12 protein-coding genes, 2 tRNA genes and 3 rRNA genes are annotated in these 20,399 nt (G+C 43.4%); 16 read left to right on the top strand and 1 reads right to left on the bottom strand.

Annotation, left to right across the window (positions count from 1 at the left end; genetic code table 11):
• From dnaA to rrf, 15 genes are all read left to right on the top strand, one after another.
• On the top strand, positions 1 to 1,350 hold the full coding sequence (gene dnaA, locus K8L98_RS00005; RefSeq protein WP_223438836.1) for a chromosomal replication initiator protein DnaA: 1,350 nt from the start codon (positions 1 to 3) through the stop codon (positions 1,348 to 1,350).
• A 225-nt stretch (positions 1,351 to 1,575) separates the two neighbouring features.
• On the top strand, positions 1,576 to 2,712 hold the full coding sequence (gene dnaN, locus K8L98_RS00010) for a DNA polymerase III subunit beta (protein WP_223438837.1): 1,137 nt from the start codon (positions 1,576 to 1,578) through the stop codon (positions 2,710 to 2,712).
• 221 nt (positions 2,713 to 2,933) lie between these two features.
• A complete protein-coding gene (gene yaaA / locus K8L98_RS00015) occupies positions 2,934 to 3,146 on the top strand; it encodes a S4 domain-containing protein YaaA (protein ID WP_223443758.1) in 213 nt (70 codons plus the stop codon).
• An 87-nt stretch (positions 3,147 to 3,233) separates the two neighbouring features.
• Positions 3,234 to 4,346, top strand: coding sequence for a DNA replication/repair protein RecF (gene recF, locus K8L98_RS00020; RefSeq protein WP_223438838.1), 1,113 nt, complete (start codon positions 3,234 to 3,236; stop codon positions 4,344 to 4,346).
• Between the two features lie 16 nt (positions 4,347 to 4,362).
• Positions 4,363 to 4,644: an extracellular matrix regulator RemB gene (gene remB / locus K8L98_RS00025; RefSeq protein WP_223438839.1), complete on the top strand. Its 282-nt coding sequence runs from the start codon at positions 4,363 to 4,365 to the stop codon at positions 4,642 to 4,644.
• A gap of 43 nt (positions 4,645 to 4,687) precedes the next feature.
• The gene (gene gyrB, locus K8L98_RS00030) at positions 4,688 to 6,610 is read left to right on the top strand and encodes a DNA topoisomerase (ATP-hydrolyzing) subunit B (RefSeq protein ID WP_223438840.1); all 1,923 of its coding nucleotides are present in this window, start codon (positions 4,688 to 4,690) and stop codon (positions 6,608 to 6,610) included.
• Positions 6,611 to 6,789: 179 nt separating this feature from the next.
• Positions 6,790 to 7,035 carry a spore coat protein gene (locus K8L98_RS00035; protein ID WP_223438841.1) on the top strand — a complete coding sequence of 82 codons (246 nt, stop codon included), beginning with the start codon at positions 6,790 to 6,792 and terminating at the stop codon, positions 7,033 to 7,035.
• Between the two features lie 52 nt (positions 7,036 to 7,087).
• Positions 7,088 to 7,447: a hypothetical protein gene (locus K8L98_RS00040; RefSeq protein WP_223438842.1), complete on the top strand. Its 360-nt coding sequence runs from the start codon at positions 7,088 to 7,090 to the stop codon at positions 7,445 to 7,447.
• Positions 7,448 to 8,195: 748 nt separating this feature from the next.
• Positions 8,196 to 10,757 (top strand): DNA gyrase subunit A, encoded by a 2,562-nt coding sequence (gene gyrA / locus K8L98_RS00045; protein ID WP_223438843.1) that lies wholly within the window; start codon positions 8,196 to 8,198, stop codon positions 10,755 to 10,757.
• Between the two features lie 268 nt (positions 10,758 to 11,025).
• Positions 11,026 to 12,114, top strand: a complete 1,089-nt coding sequence (locus K8L98_RS00050) for an HD-GYP domain-containing protein (protein WP_223438844.1) — start codon at positions 11,026 to 11,028, stop codon at positions 12,112 to 12,114.
• Positions 12,115 to 12,379: 265 nt separating this feature from the next.
• Positions 12,380 to 13,917: ribosomal RNA gene (locus K8L98_RS00055) — 16S ribosomal RNA — on the top strand.
• A 158-nt stretch (positions 13,918 to 14,075) separates the two neighbouring features.
• Positions 14,076 to 14,152: transfer RNA gene (locus K8L98_RS00060), tRNA-Ile, on the top strand.
• Between the two features lie 16 nt (positions 14,153 to 14,168).
• Positions 14,169 to 14,244: transfer RNA gene (locus K8L98_RS00065), tRNA-Ala, on the top strand.
• A 149-nt stretch (positions 14,245 to 14,393) separates the two neighbouring features.
• Positions 14,394 to 17,323, top strand: a 23S ribosomal RNA gene (locus K8L98_RS00070).
• A gap of 86 nt (positions 17,324 to 17,409) precedes the next feature.
• Positions 17,410 to 17,525 (top strand): 5S ribosomal RNA (gene rrf, locus K8L98_RS00075).
• Together the 16S, 23S and 5S rRNA genes with 2 tRNA genes alongside form the textbook arrangement of a ribosomal RNA operon.
• Positions 17,526 to 17,811: 286 nt before the next feature.
• Here the strand turns inward: rrf and K8L98_RS00080 are convergent.
• On the bottom strand, positions 17,812 to 18,771 hold the full coding sequence (locus K8L98_RS00080) for a YaaC family protein (RefSeq protein ID WP_223438845.1): 960 nt from the start codon (positions 18,769 to 18,771) through the stop codon (positions 17,812 to 17,814).
• A gap of 117 nt (positions 18,772 to 18,888) precedes the next feature.
• Between K8L98_RS00080 and guaB the strand changes: the two genes are divergently transcribed.
• Entirely contained in the window at positions 18,889 to 20,355 is a 1,467-nt protein-coding gene (guaB, locus tag K8L98_RS00085; RefSeq protein ID WP_223438846.1) for an IMP dehydrogenase, read from the top strand.
• Positions 20,356 to 20,399: the final 44 nt, after the last annotated feature.

Consider the following 20,399-nt stretch of genomic DNA (forward strand, 5'->3'; position numbering starts at 1 on the left):
ATGGAGAATATTGATGAATTATGGAGCAAAGCTTTATCAGAAATTGAAAAAAAGCTGAGCAAGCCAAGTTTTGAAACATGGCTTAAATCCACTAAAGCCCATGCTCTTAAGGGAGATACATTAACAATCACTGCACCAAATGAATTTGCGCGTGACTGGCTTGAATCCAGGTATCTGCATTTAATTGCCAATACCATTTATGAGCTGACCGGCGAGGAACTGCTGATTAAGTTTATTATTCCCCAAAATCAGAATGACGTTGATTTTATGCCGAAGTCACCCATAAGGCCGATGAATAAAGAGGAAGAACAGATCGAGCTTCCGCAAAATATGCTTAATCCGAAATATACGTTTGACACATTCGTAATCGGATCCGGGAACCGTTTTGCCCATGCAGCTTCTCTTGCTGTAGCCGAAGCACCCGCCAAAGCTTATAACCCGCTGTTTATTTATGGGGGAGTCGGACTTGGAAAAACGCATTTAATGCACGCGATTGGCCACTATGTGATTGACCATAAGCCTAACGCTAAAGTCGTTTATTTATCATCAGAAAAGTTTACAAATGAATTTATCAATAGCATTCGCGACAACAAAGCGAAAGACTTCCGCAACAAATACCGCAGTGTCGACGTGCTGCTTATAGATGATATTCAATTTCTTGCGGGTAAAGAACAAACTCAAGAGGAGTTTTTCCATACGTTTAATACGCTCCATGAAGAAAGCAAGCAAATTGTTATCTCAAGCGACCGTCCTCCAAAAGAAATTCCAACCTTGGAAGACCGTCTTCGTTCAAGGTTTGAATGGGGTTTAATCACAGATATTACACCGCCTGATTTAGAAACAAGGATCGCCATCCTCAGAAAGAAAGCAAAAGCTGAAGGGCTTGATATTCCGAATGAGGTTATGCTTTACATTGCGAATCAAATCGATTCAAATATTCGTGAGCTAGAAGGAGCACTTATTCGAGTTGTAGCTTATTCATCTTTAATTAATAAGGATATAAATGCGGATCTGGCAGCTGAGGCTCTAAAGGATATTATTCCAAGCTCTAAGCCGAGAATGATTACGATTGCTGATATCCAGCGCATGGTCGGCCAGCACTTCAGTGTAAAATTAGAAGACTTCAAAGCAAAAAAACGCACAAAATCGGTGGCGTTCCCAAGACAAATCGCCATGTATCTTTCCAGAGAATTAACGGATTCCTCATTGCCTAAAATTGGCGAAGAATTCGGAGGCCGTGATCATACGACAGTTATTCATGCCCACGAAAAAATTTCTAAGCTGCTTCAGGCCGATGATCAGCTTGTTAAACAGCTAAAAGAGATCGAAAGCATGCTAAAGGGCTCATAAAAAAGCTTGCACTTATAAAAATTAATATGGATAATGTGAATAACCAAGCACGATTCATACACAGTCTGTCCACAGGTGGATAGGCTGTGTTTCCTTTCGTCAACAGAGTTATACACATTTCCACAGGCCCTACTAGTACTTCTACTATTTTTTCTTTAAATAATATATATATTAAGTGGCTCAATGAAATATGCTCCCATACGAAAAAAAGGAGGATTTCCCTAAATGAAATTTATCATCCAAAAAGATCGGTTAGTTCAAAGTGTTCAAGATGTTATGAAGGCTGTATCTTCAAGAACAACGATCCCGATTTTGACAGGAATTAAAATTGTTGCAACAGAAGAAGGTGTCACACTTACAGGAAGTGATTCAGACATCTCCATTGAATCTTTTATTCCTACAGAAGAAAACGGCAAAGAAATTGCTGAAATCAAACAAACTGGAAGCATCGTTCTTCAAGCACGCTTTTTTAGTGAAATCGTTAAAAAACTTCCGAAAGAATCGGTAGAAATAGAAGTTCTTGGCCATCATATGACCGTCATCCGTTCAGGCAAAGCAGAATTTAATCTGAACGGTCTAGATGCAGAAGAATATCCTCATCTGCCGCAAGTAGAAGAACATAATAGTTTTAAAGTACCGACAGATCTATTAAAAACGATGATCCGTCAAACGGTATTCTCCGTCTCAACTTCAGAAACTCGTCCCATTTTGACAGGGGTCAACTGGAAGCTTGAAAATAGAGAATTAACCTGTATTGCAACAGACAGTCACCGTCTGGCGCTCCGCAAAGCAAAAATTGAAACAGAGACAGACAGCTCTTATAATGTCGTTATTCCTGGAAAAAGCTTAAATGAATTAAGCAAAATTCTTGCAGACACAAGTGATGAAATTGAAATTGTCATTACTGAGAGCCAAGTCCTTTTTAAAGCTGAAAATTTACTTTTCTTCTCAAGGCTATTGGATGGCAACTATCCAGATACAACGAGACTTATTCCTGCTGAGAGCAAAACGGACATGGTACTGAATACAAAAGAATTCCTTCAAGCCATCGACCGTGCATCCCTTCTTGCGAAAGAAGGAAGAAATAACGTGGTTAAGTTTTCAACCCTTGAAGAAGGCATTGTAGAAGTTTCTTCAAACACACCGGAAATCGGAAAAGTAATTGAGGAAGTTCAGACTCAGGAAATAACAGGAGAAGAATTAAAAATCTCGTTCAGTGCAAAATATATGATGGATGCATTAAAAGCACTTGAAGGAACGGAAATTAAAATCAGCTTTACGGGTGCAATGAGACCATTTTTGATCCGCACTCCAGAAGACGATTCCATTCTCCAGTTAATTCTTCCTGTCAGAACGTATTAATTAAACAAGCTGCTGGCACAAGCTGGCAGCTTTTCTTTTCCATTCACGGGACCTTATACCTGCTTTCTGTTCACCTGAGACGGACACTGCAATTCTTGATAACGAACAGATATAAAGCAAAGTTTTTAAAGGTAGGTTTAATTATGTATTGTTAAAGTATAAAGAAGTTTAGTAAAATTAACTGTTGGAGACTTAAAGAAAGAAGGCGATCCGTAGTGGCAATAAAACCAGTAAAAATTGAGACAGAATACATTACGCTTGGACAGTTCTTAAAGCTTGCTGAAGTCATTCAGACAGGCGGTATGGCCAAATGGTTTTTGCAGGAATATGCGATTTTTGTAAATGGCGAGCCTGAAAACCGCCGCGGAAAAAAACTGGTTGCTGATGATACGGTTGATATTCCAGACTTTGGCTCTTTCATCGTGAAAAACTAAGGCTCTTTTCTAAAAAGTCCGCCATTTTAAATATCTGAATGAACACTCTCTTTAAAAAAGAGCAAAAACTAAAGTTGGTGAACGGATTTGTTTATCAAAGAATTAACGCTGCGGAATTACAGGAACTATGAAGAGCTTACCGTGGAGTTTGAAAATAAGGTCAATGTTATTTTAGGGGAGAACGCCCAAGGCAAGACAAATGTGATGGAAGCGATCTACGTTTTAGCCATGGCGAAGTCTCATCGCACCTCAAATGACAAAGATCTTATCTATTGGGACAAGGAATATGCTAAAATAGAAGGCAGAGTAGAAAAGTACAGCGGCTCTGTCGCTATGCAGCTCGTTGTCTCGAAAAAAGGAAAAAAAGCGAAGCTGAATCATATTGAACAGCAGAAATTGAGCCAGTATGTAGGGGCAATGAATGTCATTATGTTTGCACCCGAGGATCTCAATCTCGTGAAGGGAAGCCCCCAAATCCGAAGACGTTTTATTGATATGGAAATTGGACAGGTTTCTCCTATCTATCTGCATGATTTAAATAGATTTCAAAAAATAATGCTGCAGCGGAATCAGTATTTAAAGCAGATGCAGATGCGCAAACAAACCGATCGCACTATGCTTGACGTACTAACTTCACAGCTATCAGAGTCTGCCGCAAAAGTCATTTTAAAACGGATTGAGTTCATAGAGAAGCTGCAAAAGTGGGCCCAGCCGATTCACACAGGCATCAGCAGAGGACTTGAAACGTTAACAATTGAGTATAAAGCATCTGTGGATGTATCAGAAGAGGCAAGTTTGTCGAAAATGATAGAAGCATATGAAGAGAAATTTGATAAAATAAAAGATAGAGAAATCGAGCGCGGCGCAACACTAGCTGGTCCCCACAGAGATGATCTCTTATTTTTTGTGAATGGGCGCGATGTGCAGACATTCGGTTCTCAGGGACAGCAGCGGACAACCGCACTATCGCTGAAGCTTGCAGAAATCGAATTGATCCATGAGGAAATTGGAGAATACCCGATTTTGCTTCTCGATGATGTTTTATCAGAACTCGACGATTACAGACAATCGCATTTATTAAATACGATTCAGGGGAAAGTGCAGACATTTGTTACTACAACAAGTGTTGAAGGCATTGACCATCAGACGCTGAAAGAAGCAACGACATACCGTGTTGCAAAAGGCTGGCTGACACGCTGAAAAGAGGTGGTTTTTCTTGTATATTCACCTGGGAGACAATTTTGTGATTCCCTCAAAAGAAGTTGTCATGATTGTTGATCATCAATCTTCAAAAACATCCGGCATAGTCAGTGAGTTTTTAGAAAAACATCAGAATCATACAGTCAAGCTTGCGAGCGGCGAGACAAAGTCTATTGTTGTAACCACAGATAAAATCTATTTTTCCCCTCTTGCTTCAGGCACGTTGAAAAAACGCGCGAAATTCACATTTGACATAGAAATGGTTGCGGATGAACCATTCAAAAATCATTCCCAATAATTTTTATAAGCCCTTAAGAAAAGTGTAGGTGATCATAGTGGCGATGGAACAAAAACAAGTCGAACAGCAAACTTATGATGAAAACCAAATACAAGTATTAGAAGGCTTAGAAGCTGTCCGGAAACGTCCTGGGATGTATATTGGATCAACAGCAGCGAAAGGTCTTCACCATCTCGTTTGGGAAATTGTTGATAACAGTATTGACGAAGCGCTTGCTGGTTACTGTGACGAAATTAACATTATTGTTGAAGAAGATAACAGCATTACCGTAAAAGACAATGGCCGCGGTATTCCGGTCGGGATTCATGAAAAGATGGGACGCCCTGCGGTTGAAGTCATCATGACCGTTCTCCATGCCGGAGGTAAGTTCGGCGGCGGAGGCTACAAAGTATCAGGCGGACTGCATGGCGTTGGTGCATCTGTAGTTAACGCGCTTTCGACAGTCCTTGAGGTAACTGTTTACCGTGAAGGCAAAATTCATTATCAAAAATTCGAGCGCGGTGTTCCTGCTGGTGATTTGGAAGTCATAGGAGAAAGTGAACTAACAGGGACGACCACTCACTTTTGCCCTGATCCGGAAATTTTCACGGAAACGGTTGAATATGACTTTGACACCCTTGCAAATCGCTTAAGAGAATTAGCTTTCTTAAACCGTAATATTAAAATTACGATCGAAGATAAACGCGAAAATAAACGCAAAAAGGAATACTTATACGAGGGCGGAATTAAGTCATATGTCGAGCATTTAAACCGTACACGTGAAGTCATACATGAAGAGCCTGTCTATATGGAAGGCGCAAAGGATGGCATTACAGTTGAGGTTGCCTTGCAATACAATGATTCTTACACAAGCAATATTTATTCTTTTGCCAACAATATTCATACGTATGAAGGCGGAACTCATGAAGCTGGATTTAAAACAGCTCTTACTCGAGTAATTAATGACTATGCCCGTAAAAATGGCGCATTTAAAGAAAATGATGCCAATCTGACGGGTGATGATGTCCGTGAAGGAATAACTGCGATTATCTCTGTTAAGCATCCTGACCCGCAGTTTGAAGGACAAACCAAAACAAAATTAGGCAACTCGGAAACACGAACGGTTACTGATAATCTTTTTGCAGAAGGTTTTGAGAAGTTTTTATTGGAAAACCCTTCAACAGCCAAGAAAATCCTGGAAAAAGGATTAATGGCATCGAGAGCCCGCCTTGCAGCAAAAAAAGCACGTGAATTAACACGCCGCAAAAGCGCACTTGAAATTTCGAACTTGCCGGGTAAACTTGCAGACTGTTCTTCTAAAGACCCTGCTATTTCTGAATTATATGTCGTTGAGGGTGATTCTGCGGGAGGTTCTGCAAAACAAGGCCGTGACCGTCATTTCCAGGCAATCCTTCCGCTTAGAGGGAAAATTATAAATGTTGAAAAAGCACGGCTGGATAAAATTCTTTCCAATAACGAGATCCGTACTATTATCACTGCTCTCGGAACAGGTATTGCAGAGGATTTCGATATATCAAAGGCGCGTTATCATAAAATAGTTATCATGACTGATGCTGACGTGGATGGCGCCCATATCCGGACGCTTCTGCTCACATTCTTCTACCGCTACATGCGTCAAATCATTGAAAATGGATTTGTCTACATTGCGCAGCCGCCTTTATATAAAGTGCAGCAGGGTAAACGAATTGAGTATGCATACAACGACAGAGAAATGGAGAAGCTGATGGCAGAACTGCCGGCTAATCCAAAACCGGGCATCCAGCGCTACAAAGGTCTTGGGGAAATGAACCCTGAGCAGCTTTGGGAAACAACGATGGACCCCAACACAAGAACATTCCTTCAAGTTACTTTAGAAGATGCGATGGAAGCAGACGAAACATTTGACATCCTAATGGGTGACAAAGTAGAGCCCCGCCGAAATTTCATTGAAGGCAATGCTCAATACGTAAAAAATCTGGATATCTAGCAAGAAATTCAGATTCGGAAATACAGCTTAATCAAAAAGAACAGGAAAGCAGAATTCGTGCTTTGCCTGTTCTTTTTTTTCTCCTGCTTATGAATTCGCAAAGAGCCCACTACTTTTAAAGTTGTCCCGCATATCTTTTTATAGTAAGTAGGCAATTTATCTAAGCAGGAGGCGTAAAGATGAATAATCAGCCATTTTATAATCAAGGAGACTTACGGCGTCCATTTGGTTTTGGAAGACCTGGATTTGGATTCGGCAGACCCGGGTTTGGTTTTGGAAGACCGGGTTTTGGATTTCCGTTTGCAACTGGGTTTATTGGAGGGCTTGCAGCAGGAGCATTATTAACTCCTGGATTTGGTTATGGCTATCCGTATTATCCGTACTATCCGCCGTATCCATATCCGTACTACCCTTATTACTGGTAACAGCCGAAAAACATCCGGTAAGGATGTTTTTTTCTTTTTGTGAAAACAAGTTTTGAAATATGATCCAGAGGGACGCTTAAAAGCGGCTGACCTTGAGGCGGGCCTCAAAGAGCATATTGAACAATTGCTGAATGCATTCAAAAGCTATACCGGCAAAAAATATCCTGCAGCTTATGAAAATATTCATGTTGCATACACGCATATGTTTAGAGTAGGCCAAGCAATGTCTGACGCGATTGTTGATCAGTTCCCTGAAAAATTCGAAGGCAAAAAACCATCTGATATGCCTAAAACAGGTATGGGCGGAATAAGCGAAACAAACAGCAGTGCAATTTTATGGAGCTTTTTTGGATTTATCCTGGCTTCCGCTGTGATTGCAATAATTGCTCGCAGGAAATCTGTAAATAACTAAGCAGGATGAAGCAAGGGGGCAGAGATGTCCTCTTTTTTCTATCCAAACAAGGGTGAGAAAAGAGAATATCATCTGATGAAATTGCTGGTAAACCTTCTTATATTCCTCCTTATGCATTCCGGCTGTGCAAGTTCAGAGCAGCATGCAAAAAAAGGGGGATAAGACGGATCTCAGTACAGATGAGGCAGACGACACAAAGGATAATTCTGATAAATAAATAAATTCTATCGTCCCCGGAAAGTATGAAATTAAAAGAAGATAGAGAAGGAATTGTACCCTTTTTGGTAGAGATATCAGTCCTTAAGGTAACTCAAGCAAACTCAGGTTTAATTACATGCACAGGTATATTTAATCAAGAAGTTCGTGCGCATGAAGAAAGAATGGTTGTCTATACTGAATTAAAAGAATCACAAAACTAGAATCCTTGCCTCAACAGGCAGGGATTCTTTGATTGAATCGTATTTTTATCTGAATTTGACGTGTAATGTCATAGGTTTATTGATATAATGGAGAGTAGGCTATTATTTAATTTTATTCAGCCATACATAATCAGTTTGATATATTGTCAACAAGATTTGAAAGATCAAAAGTTTCCGGAGACCTTTAGCTCCCGTTTTTTTTTGAGATAAGAAAGTATAAAAATTTGCGCATCTTTGTCAAGCTCCAGCGCCTGGATTCTCGGTTAAACAAGGCGCTTCCGCTTTTCTGGCTGGAGCTATATAGCTATATAGATTAGGGAGGTTCAAACATGGAAGAAAATAAAACCCCTCAAGTAAAAGAGATTAATATTAGTCATGAAATGCGCTCATCTTTTTTGGATTATGCGATGAGTGTTATTGTTTCGCGTGCGCTTCCCGATGTTCGTGACGGGTTAAAGCCTGTTCACCGCCGTATTTTATATGCGATGAATGATTTAGGGATGACATCTGATAAACCGTTTAAGAAATCTGCCCGTATCGTCGGGGAAGTTATCGGTAAGTATCACCCTCATGGTGACAGTGCTGTTTATGATTCAATGGTCCGCATGGCACAAAATTTCAACTTCCGATATATGCTTGTAGATGGACATGGCAACTTCGGTTCAGTCGATGGCGACGGAGCCGCGGCTATGCGTTATACAGAGGCGCGCATGTCCAAAATTGCGATGGAACTTATTCGCGATATCAATAAAGATACAATCGACTATCAGGACAACTATGACGGTTCAGAACGAGAGCCGGTTGTCCTTCCGTCCCGATACCCTAATTTGCTCGTAAACGGCGCAGCGGGTATCGCAGTCGGCATGGCAACAAATATCCCTCCACATCAGCTGGGAGAAGTCATCGACGGTGTACTTGCTGTAAGTAAAGATCCGGATGTGAGCATTCCTGAGCTGATGGAAATCATTCCGGGGCCGGATTTCCCGACAGCTGGTCAGATTATTGGCCGAAGCGGAATTCGCAAAGCTTATGAAACAGGCCGCGGATCTATTACAATCCGGGCTAAAGTGGAAATAGAGGAAAAGGCATCAGGTAAAGAAGTCATTATCGTAAGAGAACTTCCTTATCAGGTAAATAAAGCGAAGTTAATTGAAAAAATTGCTGAGCTTGTGCGTGACAAGAAAATTGAAGGTATCACCGATCTGCGCGATGAATCAGACCGCAACGGAATGCGCATCGTTATTGAAGTGCGCAAAGATGCCAATTCAAATGTTCTTTTAAATAATCTATACAAACAGACTGCCCTTCAGACAAGCTTCGGCATCAATATGCTCGCACTTGTAAATGGCCAGCCTCAAGTATTGAACCTTAAACAGTTCTTAGTATACTATCTGGATCATCAGAAGGTTATTATCCGCCGCCGTACAGCGTTTGAACTTCGCAAAGCGGAAGCACGTGCGCATATTTTAGAGGGTTTGAGAATTGCATTGGATCACCTGGATGAAGTGATCGCCCTGATCCGCAGCTCTCAGACAACTGATATTGCGCGTCAAGGCCTGATGGATAATTTCTCCCTTTCTGAAAAACAGGCACAGGCGATTCTTGATATGCGTCTGCAGCGTTTAACAGGACTTGAAAGAGAGAAAATCGAAGAAGAATACCAGGGACTTGTACAGCTGATTGCAGAATTAAAAGCAATCCTGGCAGACGAAGAAAAAGTCCTTGAAATTATCCGCGAGGAATTAGAAGAAATTAAAGATCGTTTTAACGATGTGCGCCGCACAGAAATTGTATCCGGCGGAATTGAAATGATCGAAGATGAAGATCTGATTCCTGTTGAAAATATCGTTATTACTCTTACTCATAATGGCTATATTAAGAGACTGCCTATCTCAACCTACCGCAGCCAGCGCCGCGGAGGCAGAGGGATTCAGGGTATGGGGACGAATGAGGATGATTTCGTAGAACATCTTTTAACAACATCTACTCATGACACGATTCTTTTCTTTACTAATAAAGGGAAGGTTTACCGTGCAAAAGGGTATGAAATTCCAGAGTACGGAAGAACAGCTAAAGGGCTTCCGATTATTAACCTTCTGGAAATAGAAAAAGGCGAATGGGTGAATGCCATCATTCCTGTTTCTGAATTCGTTGATGATTGGTCGTTATTCTTTACAACAAAAGAAGGAATATCTAAACGTTCACCTCTTACTCAATTTGCAAATATAAGAAAAGGCGGCTTGATCGCAGTTAACCTGCGTGAAAACGATGAACTGATTTCCGTCCGTTTAACAGATGGAACAAAGCACATCATGATCGGCACGAAAAAAGGAATGCTGATTCGTTTCCCTGAAACAGATGTGCGTTCAATGGGACGTACCGCGACTGGTGTAAAAGGGATTACACTCGACTCTGACGATGAAGTTGTCGGAATGGAAATCCTTGAAGAAGATGTCGATGTTCTTGTCGTAACCCGAAATGGATTCGGGAAACGAACGCCCGCCGCTGAATATCGGATTCAAAGCAGAGGCGGTAAAGGAATTAAAACATGTAACGTCACGGAGAAAAATGGTACAGTGATTTCTGTTAAGCCTTCTACAGGAGAAGAGGACCTCATGCTGATTACAGCAAGCGGCGTTCTTATCCGGATGGCTATTGACAGTATCTCTACAACCGGCCGTAATACACAAGGTGTTAAGCTGATTAAACTTGGTGACGAAGAGCATGTTGCAACTGTTGCTGTCGTAGAAAAAGAAGAGCTCGAACCGGAAGATGATGAGCTTTTGGAGAATGAAGAAGGGTCACTGGAAGATTCATCTGCAGAACAAAACTCAACTGAAGAAAATTCTGTCGAAGACTCCATCTCTGATGAACCAGATTCTGAAGAATAAGCAAATGAAAGACATAGCCCAAAAAGCTATGTCTTTTTTCATGCTCTTTTCGCAACTTTGTTGCTTGCATTTGTCAGTAAAAGATCGGCTTGGGAACTAATTAACTTCAGTATCTGTTTATTCCTTGATAAGAGTGCGATAGGAAACTTAGAATGTGATCGGTTTATATACGGAAAGCAATAATCATTTCGAGCACAGCCTTTATTTATTTCCGAAAACCATTTTTTACTAAATGGAATCGTTTATAATATGGTTGGGAGGTTTTCATATGAGAGTCCATATTAATCAGCTATCTGAAGGATGCATTCTGTCAAAAGACGTATTTTCCAAATCGTCCAAACCGTTAATGCGAAGACAAACAATCTTAGATCAAGATCTTCTGCAAATCCTGCAGGCTTTTTTAATAGATGAAGTTGATGTAGAGCCATACCTTGAAAATGGATATGCTTTTAAACCTGATGGGGCACTACTGGAATCTTCTCTTAGTGAAAAAACAGCAGAAATAAAACAAAGCAATGATTTTGAGGAATTGTATATAAACGCTGTACTTGCCTTTAAGCAATTGTATCTTGACTGGCAATCCGGTGCATTAGTTGATATCTCGAAAATCAGAAATCTATTAATTCCTGCTGCAGAGGAGGGACTGAAAGAGCCCCATGAAATATTTAAGACCTACAATTATACAAAACATGATGACCATCTTTACCACCATTCAGTATCAGCAGCCTTAGTAAGCGCTTATTTGGGAAAGAGTATGGGCTTTTCTTATGGTGATACGATACAGGTCGCTATGGCAGGTCTTCTCTGTGACTGCGGCATGACAAAAATAGAACAAGGATTTCTGACTAAAAAGACAGCTCTCACTGACAAAGAGTTTAAAGAAATAAAGCAGCATCCTGTTTACAGCTACAAAATGCTTAAAAATATCGTTTCTTTGAAAGAGGCTGTTAGGCTTGGAGTGCTGCAGCATCATGAACGGCTTGACGGGAGCGGGTACCCTCTGGGAGCGAAGGCTGATCAGCTTCATGTATTCGGCAAAATAGCGGCTCTTGCTCATGCGTATCAGGCAATGGTCTCCGAAAGACCGCATAGAAGCAAACAATCTCCTTTTAAAGCTCTAGAACTGCTCATGCAAGATGAGTTTGGTAAATTTGATCTGACAGCATTGAACGAATTGAAGAAAGGTCTACTAAAACTAAGTTCAGGCACAAATATCAGATTGTCAGACGGCAGAATAGCAGAGATCGTTTTTATAGAAGATCAATATCCGACCAGGCCACTTGTAAAGATAGAAGAAACAGAGGAAATTCTTTCGCTGAAAGAACAAAGACACCTTTTTATTGAAGAGATCATTTAAGAGCAAACTTTTTGCTCTTTTCTTATTGCATATTTTAATAGATGCTGATATACTTCTATAAGTCAGTAACAAACCTTCTACATAAAGCAGTTAACGAAAATTATTTCTTAAAAAAATGATTGACATTAACTCGGTAGAAATGGTATATTAAAAGGGTCGCTTCGAGAGAGTGCGACACAATAAGTTCTTTGAAAACTAAACAAAACCAAAAGCGTACCAAACGTTTTAAATTTTTGAAGTCAGCAACAAATTGAGTCACAAATTTTCTTCGGAGAGTTTGATCCTGGCTCAGGACGAACGCTGGCGGCGTGCCTAATACATGCAAGTCGAGCGGACCTCTTCGGAGGTCAGCGGCGGACGGGTGAGTAACACGTGGGCAACCTGCCTGTAAGACTGGGATAACTCCGGGAAACCGGAGCTAATACCGGATAGTATCTTGAACCGCATGGTTCAAGTTGGAAAGACGGTTTCGGCTGTCACTTACAGATGGGCCCGCGGCGCATTAGCTAGTTGGTGAGGTAATGGCTCACCAAGGCAACGATGCGTAGCCGACCTGAGAGGGTGATCGGCCACACTGGGACTGAGACACGGCCCAGACTCCTACGGGAGGCAGCAGTAGGGAATCTTCCGCAATGGACGAAAGTCTGACGGAGCAACGCCGCGTGAGTGATGAAGGTTTTCGGATCGTAAAACTCTGTTGTTAGGGAAGAACAAGTGCGAGAGTAACTGCTCGCACCTTGACGGTACCTAACCAGAAAGCCACGGCTAACTACGTGCCAGCAGCCGCGGTAATACGTAGGTGGCAAGCGTTGTCCGGAATTATTGGGCGTAAAGCGCGCGCAGGCGGTTTCTTAAGTCTGATGTGAAAGCCCCCGGCTCAACCGGGGAGGGTCATTGGAAACTGGGAAACTTGAGTGCAGAAGAGGAGAGTGGAATTCCACGTGTAGCGGTGAAATGCGTAGAGATGTGGAGGAACACCAGTGGCGAAGGCGACTCTCTGGTCTGTAACTGACGCTGAGGCGCGAAAGCGTGGGGAGCGAACAGGATTAGATACCCTGGTAGTCCACGCCGTAAACGATGAGTGCTAAGTGTTAGAGGGTTTCCGCCCTTTAGTGCTGCAGCTAACGCATTAAGCACTCCGCCTGGGGAGTACGGTCGCAAGACTGAAACTCAAAGGAATTGACGGGGGCCCGCACAAGCGGTGGAGCATGTGGTTTAATTCGAAGCAACGCGAAGAACCTTACCAGGTCTTGACATCCTTTGCCACTTCTAGAGATAGAAGGTTCCCCTTCGGGGGACAAAGTGACAGGTGGTGCATGGTTGTCGTCAGCTCGTGTCGTGAGATGTTGGGTTAAGTCCCGCAACGAGCGCAACCCTTGATCTTAGTTGCCAGCATTCAGTTGGGCACTCTAAGGTGACTGCCGGTGACAAACCGGAGGAAGGTGGGGATGACGTCAAATCATCATGCCCCTTATGACCTGGGCTACACACGTGCTACAATGGATGGTACAAAGGGCTGCGAGACCGCGAGGTTTAGCCAATCCCATAAAACCATTCTCAGTTCGGATTGCAGGCTGCAACTCGCCTGCATGAAGCTGGAATCGCTAGTAATCGCGGATCAGCATGCCGCGGTGAATACGTTCCCGGGCCTTGTACACACCGCCCGTCACACCACGAGAGTTTGCAACACCCGAAGTCGGTGGGGTAACCGCAAGGAGCCAGCCGCCTAAGGTGGGGTAGATGATTGGGGTGAAGTCGTAACAAGGTAGCCGTATCGGAAGGTGCGGCTGGATCACCTCCTTTCTAAGGAAGATATGAGGACGCTTTTGGTTTTTGTTTAGTTTTGAGAGAACTTTGTTCCCTCTAAGTGAATAGCGAGTTTACTTTAGAAGTAAGCGAGGAATCATTTGCGCGTACTTTTTTGTACGTCAAAAATATTCTTTTATTCACACTTGTGAGATGGGCCTATAGCTCAGCTGGTTAGAGCGCACGCCTGATAAGCGTGAGGTCGATGGTTCGAGTCCATTTAGGCCCACCATCTCTTAAATTCATATGGGGCCTTAGCTCAGCTGGGAGAGCGCCTGCCTTGCACGCAGGAGGTCAGCGGTTCGATCCCGCTAGGCTCCACCAAGAAGTTGTTCTTTGAAAACTAGATAACGTAATTGATAACAAGTAATTCACTGAGATTTACGCTTACCATAATTAGTGATTTTCTAGACATTTATGTCTAAACAAACAACGAAATGCGAAACGCATCTTATGATGCGGTTGACCATTTAGGTTAAGTTATGAAGGGCGCACGGTGGATGCCTTGGCACTAGGAGCCGATGAAGGACGGGACTAACACCGATATGCTTTGGGGAGCTGTAAGTAAGCTTTGATCCAGAGATTTCCGAATGGGGAAACCCACTGTTCGTAATGGAACAGTATCTTTATCTGAATACATAGGATAATGAAGGCAGACCCGGGGAACTGAAACATCTAAGTACCCGGAGGAAGAGAAAGCAAACGCGATTTCCCAAGTAGCGGCGAGCGAAACGGAATTAGCCCAAACCAAGAGGCTTGCCTCTTGGGGTTGTAGGACACTCTATACGGAGTTACAAAGGAACGGGGTAGATGAAGCGACCTGGAAAGGTCCGTCAGAGAAGGTAATAACCCTGTAGTCGAAACTTCGTTCCCTCCAGAGTGGATCCTGAGTACGGCGGGACACGAGAAATCCCGTCGGAAGCAGGGAGGACCATCTCCCAAGGCTAAATACTCCCTAGTGACCGATAGTGAACCAGTACCGTGAGGGAAAGGTGAAAAGCACCCCGGAAGGGGAGTGAAAAGATCCTGAAACCGTGTGCTTACAAGTAGTCAGAGCCCGTTAATGGGTGATGGCGTGCCTTTTGTAGAATGAACCGGCGAGTTACGATCCCGTGCAAGGTTAAGTTGATGAGACGGAGCCGCAGCGAAAGCGAGTCTGAATAGGGCGTTTTAGTACGTGGTCGTAGACCCGAAACCAGGTGATCTACCCATGTCCAGGGTGAAGTTCAGGTAACACTGAATGGAGGCCCGAACCCACGCACGTTGAAAAGTGCGGGGATGAGGTGTGGGTAGCGGAGAAATTCCAATCGAACCTGGAGATAGCTGGTTCTCTCCGAAATAGCTTTAGGGCTAGCCTCAAGTATGAGAGTCTTGGAGGTAGAGCACTGATTGGACTAGGGGCCCTCATCGGGTTACCGAATTCAGTCAAACTCCGAATGCCAAAGACTTGCTCCTTGGGAGTCAGACTGCGAGTGATAAGATCCGTAGTCAAGAGGGAAACAGCCCAGACCACCAGCTAAGGTCCCAAAGTATACGTTAAGTGGAAAAGGATGTGGAGTTGCTTAGACAACCAGGATGTTGGCTTAGAAGCAGCCACCATTTAAAGAGTGCGTAATAGCTCACTGGTCGAGTGACTCTGCGCCGAAAATGTACCGGGGCTAAACGTATCACCGAAGCTGTGGACTGTTCTTACGAACAGTGGTAGGAGAGCGTTCTAAGGGCGTTGAAGCTAGACCGTAAGGACTGGTGGAGCGCTTAGAAGTGAGAATGCCGGTATGAGTAGCGAAAGAGGGGTGAGAATCCCCTCCACCGAATGCCTAAGGTTTCCTGAGGAAGGCTCGTCCGCTCAGGGTTAGTCGGGACCTAAGCCGAGGCCGAAAGGCGTAGGCGATGGACAACAGGTTGATATTCCTGTACCACCTCCTCACCATTTGAGCAATGGGGGGACGCAGGAGGATAGGGCAAGCGCGCTGTTGGATATGCGCGTCCAAGCAGTTAGGCTGAGAAGTAGGCAAATCCGCTTCTCATAAAGGCTGAGCTGTGATGGCGAGGGAAATTTAGTACCGAAGTTCCTGATTCCACACTGCCAAGAAAAGCCTCTAGCGAGGTGAGAGGTGCCCGTACCGCAAACCGACACAGGTAGGCGAGGAGAGAATCCTAAGGTGAGCGAGAGAACTCTCGTTAAGGAACTCGGCAAAATGACCCCGTAACTTCGGGAGAAGGGGTGCTTTTTAGGGTTCATAGCCCTGAAAAGCCGCAGTGAATAGGCCCAGGCGACTGTTTAGCAAAAACACAGGTCTCTGCGAAGCCGCAAGGCGAAGTATAGGGGCTGACGCCTGCCCGGTGCTGGAAGGTTAAGAGGAGAGGTTAGCGCAAGCGAAGCTTTGAATTGAAGCCCCAGTAAACGGCGGCCGTAACTATAACGGTCCTAAGGTAGCGAAATTCCTTGTCGGGTAAGTTCCGACCCGCACGAAAGGCGTAACGATCTGGGCACTGTCTCAACGAGAGACTCGGTGAAATTATAGTACCTGTGAAGATGCAGGTTACCCGCGACAGGACGGAAAGACCCCGTGGAGCTTTACTGTAGCCTGATATTGAATTTTGGTACAGCTTGTACAGGATAGGTAGGAGCCTTGGAAGCCGGAGCGCCAGCTTCGGTGGAGGCATTGGTGGGATACTACCCTTGCTGTATTGAAATTCTAACCCACAGCCCTGATCGGGCTGGGAGACAGTGTCAGGTGGGCAGTTTGACTGGGGCGGTCGCCTCCTAAAATGTAACGGAGGCGCCCAAAGGTTCCCTCAGAATGGTTGGAAATCATTCGCAGAGTGTAAAGGCACAAGGGAGCTTGACTGCGAGACCTACAAGTCGAGCAGGGACGAAAGTCGGGCTTAGTGATCCGGTGGTTCCGCATGGAAGGGCCATCGCTCAACGGATAAAAGCTACCCCGGGGATAACAGGCTTATCTCCCCCAAGAGTCCACATCGACGGGGAGGTTTGGCACCTCGATGTCGGCTCATCGCATCCTGGGGCTGTAGTCGGTCCCAAGGGTTGGGCTGTTCGCCCATTAAAGCGGTACGCGAGCTGGGTTCAGAACGTCGTGAGACAGTTCGGTCCCTATCCGTCGTGGGCGCAGGAAATTTGAGAGGAGCTGTCCTTAGTACGAGAGGACCGGGATGGACGCACCGCTGGTGTACCAGTTGTCTTGCCAAAGGCATCGCTGGGTAGCTATGTGCGGAAGGGATAAGTGCTGAAAGCATCTAAGCATGAAGCCCCCCTCAAGATGAGATTTCCCATCACATTAGTGAGTAAGAACCCTGAAAGATGATCAGGTTGATAGGTCTGAGGTGGAAGCGCGGTGACGTGTGGAGCTGACAGATACTAATCGTTCGAGGACTTAACCACAGTCTAATAAAGTGTAAAACCTGAGTGAAACTTGTTATCATACGTTATTTAGTTTTGAAAGAATAACTCTTTCTAATTGCATATTGTCTGGTGATGATGGCAAAGAGGTCACACCCGTTCCCATGCCGAACACGGAAGTTAAGCTCTTTAGCGCCGATGGTAGTTGGGGGTTTCCCCCTGTGAGAGTAGGACGTTGCCAGGCACGCAAAAAAAAGAACAGCAGAGATGCTGTTCTTTTTTGTATGGAAAAAATAAAAGGACAAAGGGCAGTTAGGAGGTTGGAAGCAGATTTTTTTGAAGAATTTACATCCATTGGAAGTTGTTGCATAGCGAACATAAAATAACGCTAAGCGCTCGTAAATGAAAAAAGTGGTTTCCCTATTTGATGGAGGGCTGTTACGATCCCGATAACCCGTTCAACTATTCATTATGGATTTTTTTTATCCAATACTTATTAGCCTGATTTTGTTATCCAATAATGCGCTGGACTATCCCTTTTCCCATAATTCATTCAAAAACATCAGTGCAAACTGAGGTATTTTTTCTTTTGTCACTTCAAGAAAACGAACAATGAATACATAATCATCCTGTGAATGGCTTAGCATTAGTTCGTACCACCACTCGGTTTCATATCTTGAGATCATGCTTAAGTTGTACAACAATAAGTAATGAGCCATGAATTCAGGCAATCCGGCAAGATCATTCATTGATGCAGGCAAGGTGTATTCGCCTGTTTGCCCATTGTACAGAAATGGAAGACTGTAAAAAGCGCTGAAGTGATCAGGCGGATAGCAAGTAATTATGTTTTCGGAATGATTTCCTCTGCTAAGCTGAAAATGATAATCGAAATATTCAAGCAGCCTTTCCGGTGTCATGTGATAAGAGGCTGCCGCTTCAACTGGAATATGCAGCTGCTTGTTTTCATATTTGGTTCTAAAATGAACATTTTTCTGTTTATGCCTAGTAAATAAATCACTTATTTCTGGGATTCTTTTTAAAAGTTCATGCATGGTGTATTTATCATTTTCTACATGTTCCAGCTTAAATAAATGGGATGCTGTGTGAGCAAATAAACCATTTCTTTGGATCTTTACTTCATCCTGCAAAAAGCGATAATGCTGTTTTTTTCGCTTTCTTGTTGATACGCCATGTGCAAGGACGGAGGAAGTGGCCGGGTATTCTGGATCTGCTGTAAGAATGCAGGCTTTCATAAGCTGAGACATTCCGTAAAACAGGAGCATTGGCTGTACAGGAAGGGCGGCGCATGCTGATGAAAGATAAAAGTTTTCGGCATGCTTCAGATGGTAAACGAAAGGATAGCTGTTTTGATAGGATAATTCTGCAGGTGCTGTTTGCTGATTTTTTTTATAACTTTTTTCCAGAAACTTTTGGACCGTTTCCGTTGATTGATATGATTTTAACTGGTTCCAGACGCTTGTTTTCATCATCCTGCAGCTCCCCTTTCTTTTTTCGCAATTTTTAAACTCTTTTGCCTGTTCTTGACAGTAGGTTGGCTAGTTGTTAATCTACTAATAATATTTTGCCGTTAAGAGGGGGATTTAATGATGTGGGAAAGTAAATTTTTAAAAGAAGGCTTAACGTTTGATGATGTATTGCTTGTACCGGCTAAGTCGGAGGTTCTTCCAAGAGACGTAAATTTAAGTGTGAACTTAACACCAACATTAAAGCTGAATGTCCCAATCATTAGTGCTGGTATGGATACTGTAACTGAAGCGCAGCTTGCAATTGCAATGGCAAGACAAGGCGGAATGGGCATTATTCATAAGAATATGTCGATTGAACAGCAGGCAGAGCAGGTTGATAAGGTAAAACGTTCTGAAAGAGGCGTTATTACTAATCCATTCTTTTTAACTCCAGACCATCAAGTTTTTGATGCAGAGCATTTGATGGGAAAATACCGCATTTCCGGTGTTCCTGTTGTAAACAATGTGGATGAACAGAAACTCGTAGGCATTATCACGAATCGCGACATGAGATTTATTCAAGACTTCTCCATCAAGATCTCTGATGTTATGACAAAAGAAAACTTAGTAACGGCAGACGTCGGAACAACTCTTAAAGAAGCAGAAAGCATTTTGCAAAAGCATAAAATTGAAAAGCTTCCACTGGTTGATGACAATGGTGTTTTAAAAGGATTAATTACAATTAAAGATATTGAAAAAGTAATCGAGTTTCCGAATTCAGCAAAAGACGAGCATGGACGTTTGCTTGTCGGTGCTGCAGTAGGTGTTACTTCAGACACGATGCTTCGCGTGAAAAAACTGGTTGAAGCCAACGTTGATGCAATCGTGCTGGATACAGCCCATGGCCATTCAAAAGGCGTTATCGAAATGGTAAGAACCATTAGAAATGAATATCCTGATCTGAATATTATTGCAGGAAATGTTGCAACAGCAGATGCTACAAGAGAACTTGCAGAAGCTGGAGCGAACGTTGTAAAGGTAGGCATCGGACCTGGTTCTATTTGTACAACCCGTGTTGTTGCAGGTGTAGGGGTGCCTCAAATCACAGCTGTTTATGATTGTGCGACTGAAGCACGCAAGCTTGGCATTACTATTATCGCAGATGGCGGAATTAAATATTCAGGCGATATCGTAAAGGCATTAGCATCAGGCGGTCACGCAGTTATGCTGGGCAGTCTCCTGGCTGGTACTTCTGAAAGCCCTGGCGAAACGGAAATTTACCAGGGAAGACGCTTTAAAGTCTACCGCGGTATGGGTTCTGTCGGCGCAATGGAAAAAGGAAGCAAAGACCGTTACTTCCAGGAAGATAACAAAAAATTTGTTCCTGAAGGCATTGAAGGAAGAACTCCTTATAAAGGACCTCTTTCAGATACGATCTATCAGCTGGTTGGCGGTATCCGTTCCGGTATGGGATATTGCGGAACTGCAAACTTGGAAGAGCTGCGCGAGAATTCACAGTTTGTCCGCATGACGGGTGCAGGTCTTCGCGAAAGCCATCCACATGATGTTCAAATTACAAAAGAATCACCGAACTATTCGCTTTCATAAGCGTTTCTAGGTCGATTTACCTGAAATGTAATACAATGTTCAAT

Source organism: Metabacillus dongyingensis (assembly GCF_019933155.2).
Classification (GTDB): Bacteria; Bacillota; Bacilli; order Bacillales; family Bacillaceae; genus Bacillus_P; species Bacillus_P dongyingensis.

Bases quoted from the DNA above. Each gene is read 5' to 3' on its own strand.
- gyrA (WP_223438843.1), top strand. From the start codon at position 8,196: ATGGAAGAAAATAAAACCCCTCAAGTAAAAGAGATTAATATTAGTCAT.
- K8L98_RS00080 (WP_223438845.1), bottom strand. From the start codon at position 18,771: ATGATGAAAACAAGCGTCTGGAACCAGTTAAAATCATATCAATCAACG.
- guaB (WP_223438846.1), top strand. From the start codon at position 18,889: ATGTGGGAAAGTAAATTTTTAAAAGAAGGCTTAACGTTTGATGATGTA.
- dnaN (WP_223438837.1), top strand. From the start codon at position 1,576: ATGAAATTTATCATCCAAAAAGATCGGTTAGTTCAAAGTGTTCAAGAT.
- K8L98_RS00050 (WP_223438844.1), top strand. From the start codon at position 11,026: ATGAGAGTCCATATTAATCAGCTATCTGAAGGATGCATTCTGTCAAAA.
- K8L98_RS00035 (WP_223438841.1), top strand. From the start codon at position 6,790: ATGAATAATCAGCCATTTTATAATCAAGGAGACTTACGGCGTCCATTT.
- gyrB (WP_223438840.1), top strand. From the start codon at position 4,688: ATGGAACAAAAACAAGTCGAACAGCAAACTTATGATGAAAACCAAATA.
- dnaA (WP_223438836.1), top strand. From the start codon at position 1: ATGGAGAATATTGATGAATTATGGAGCAAAGCTTTATCAGAAATTGAA.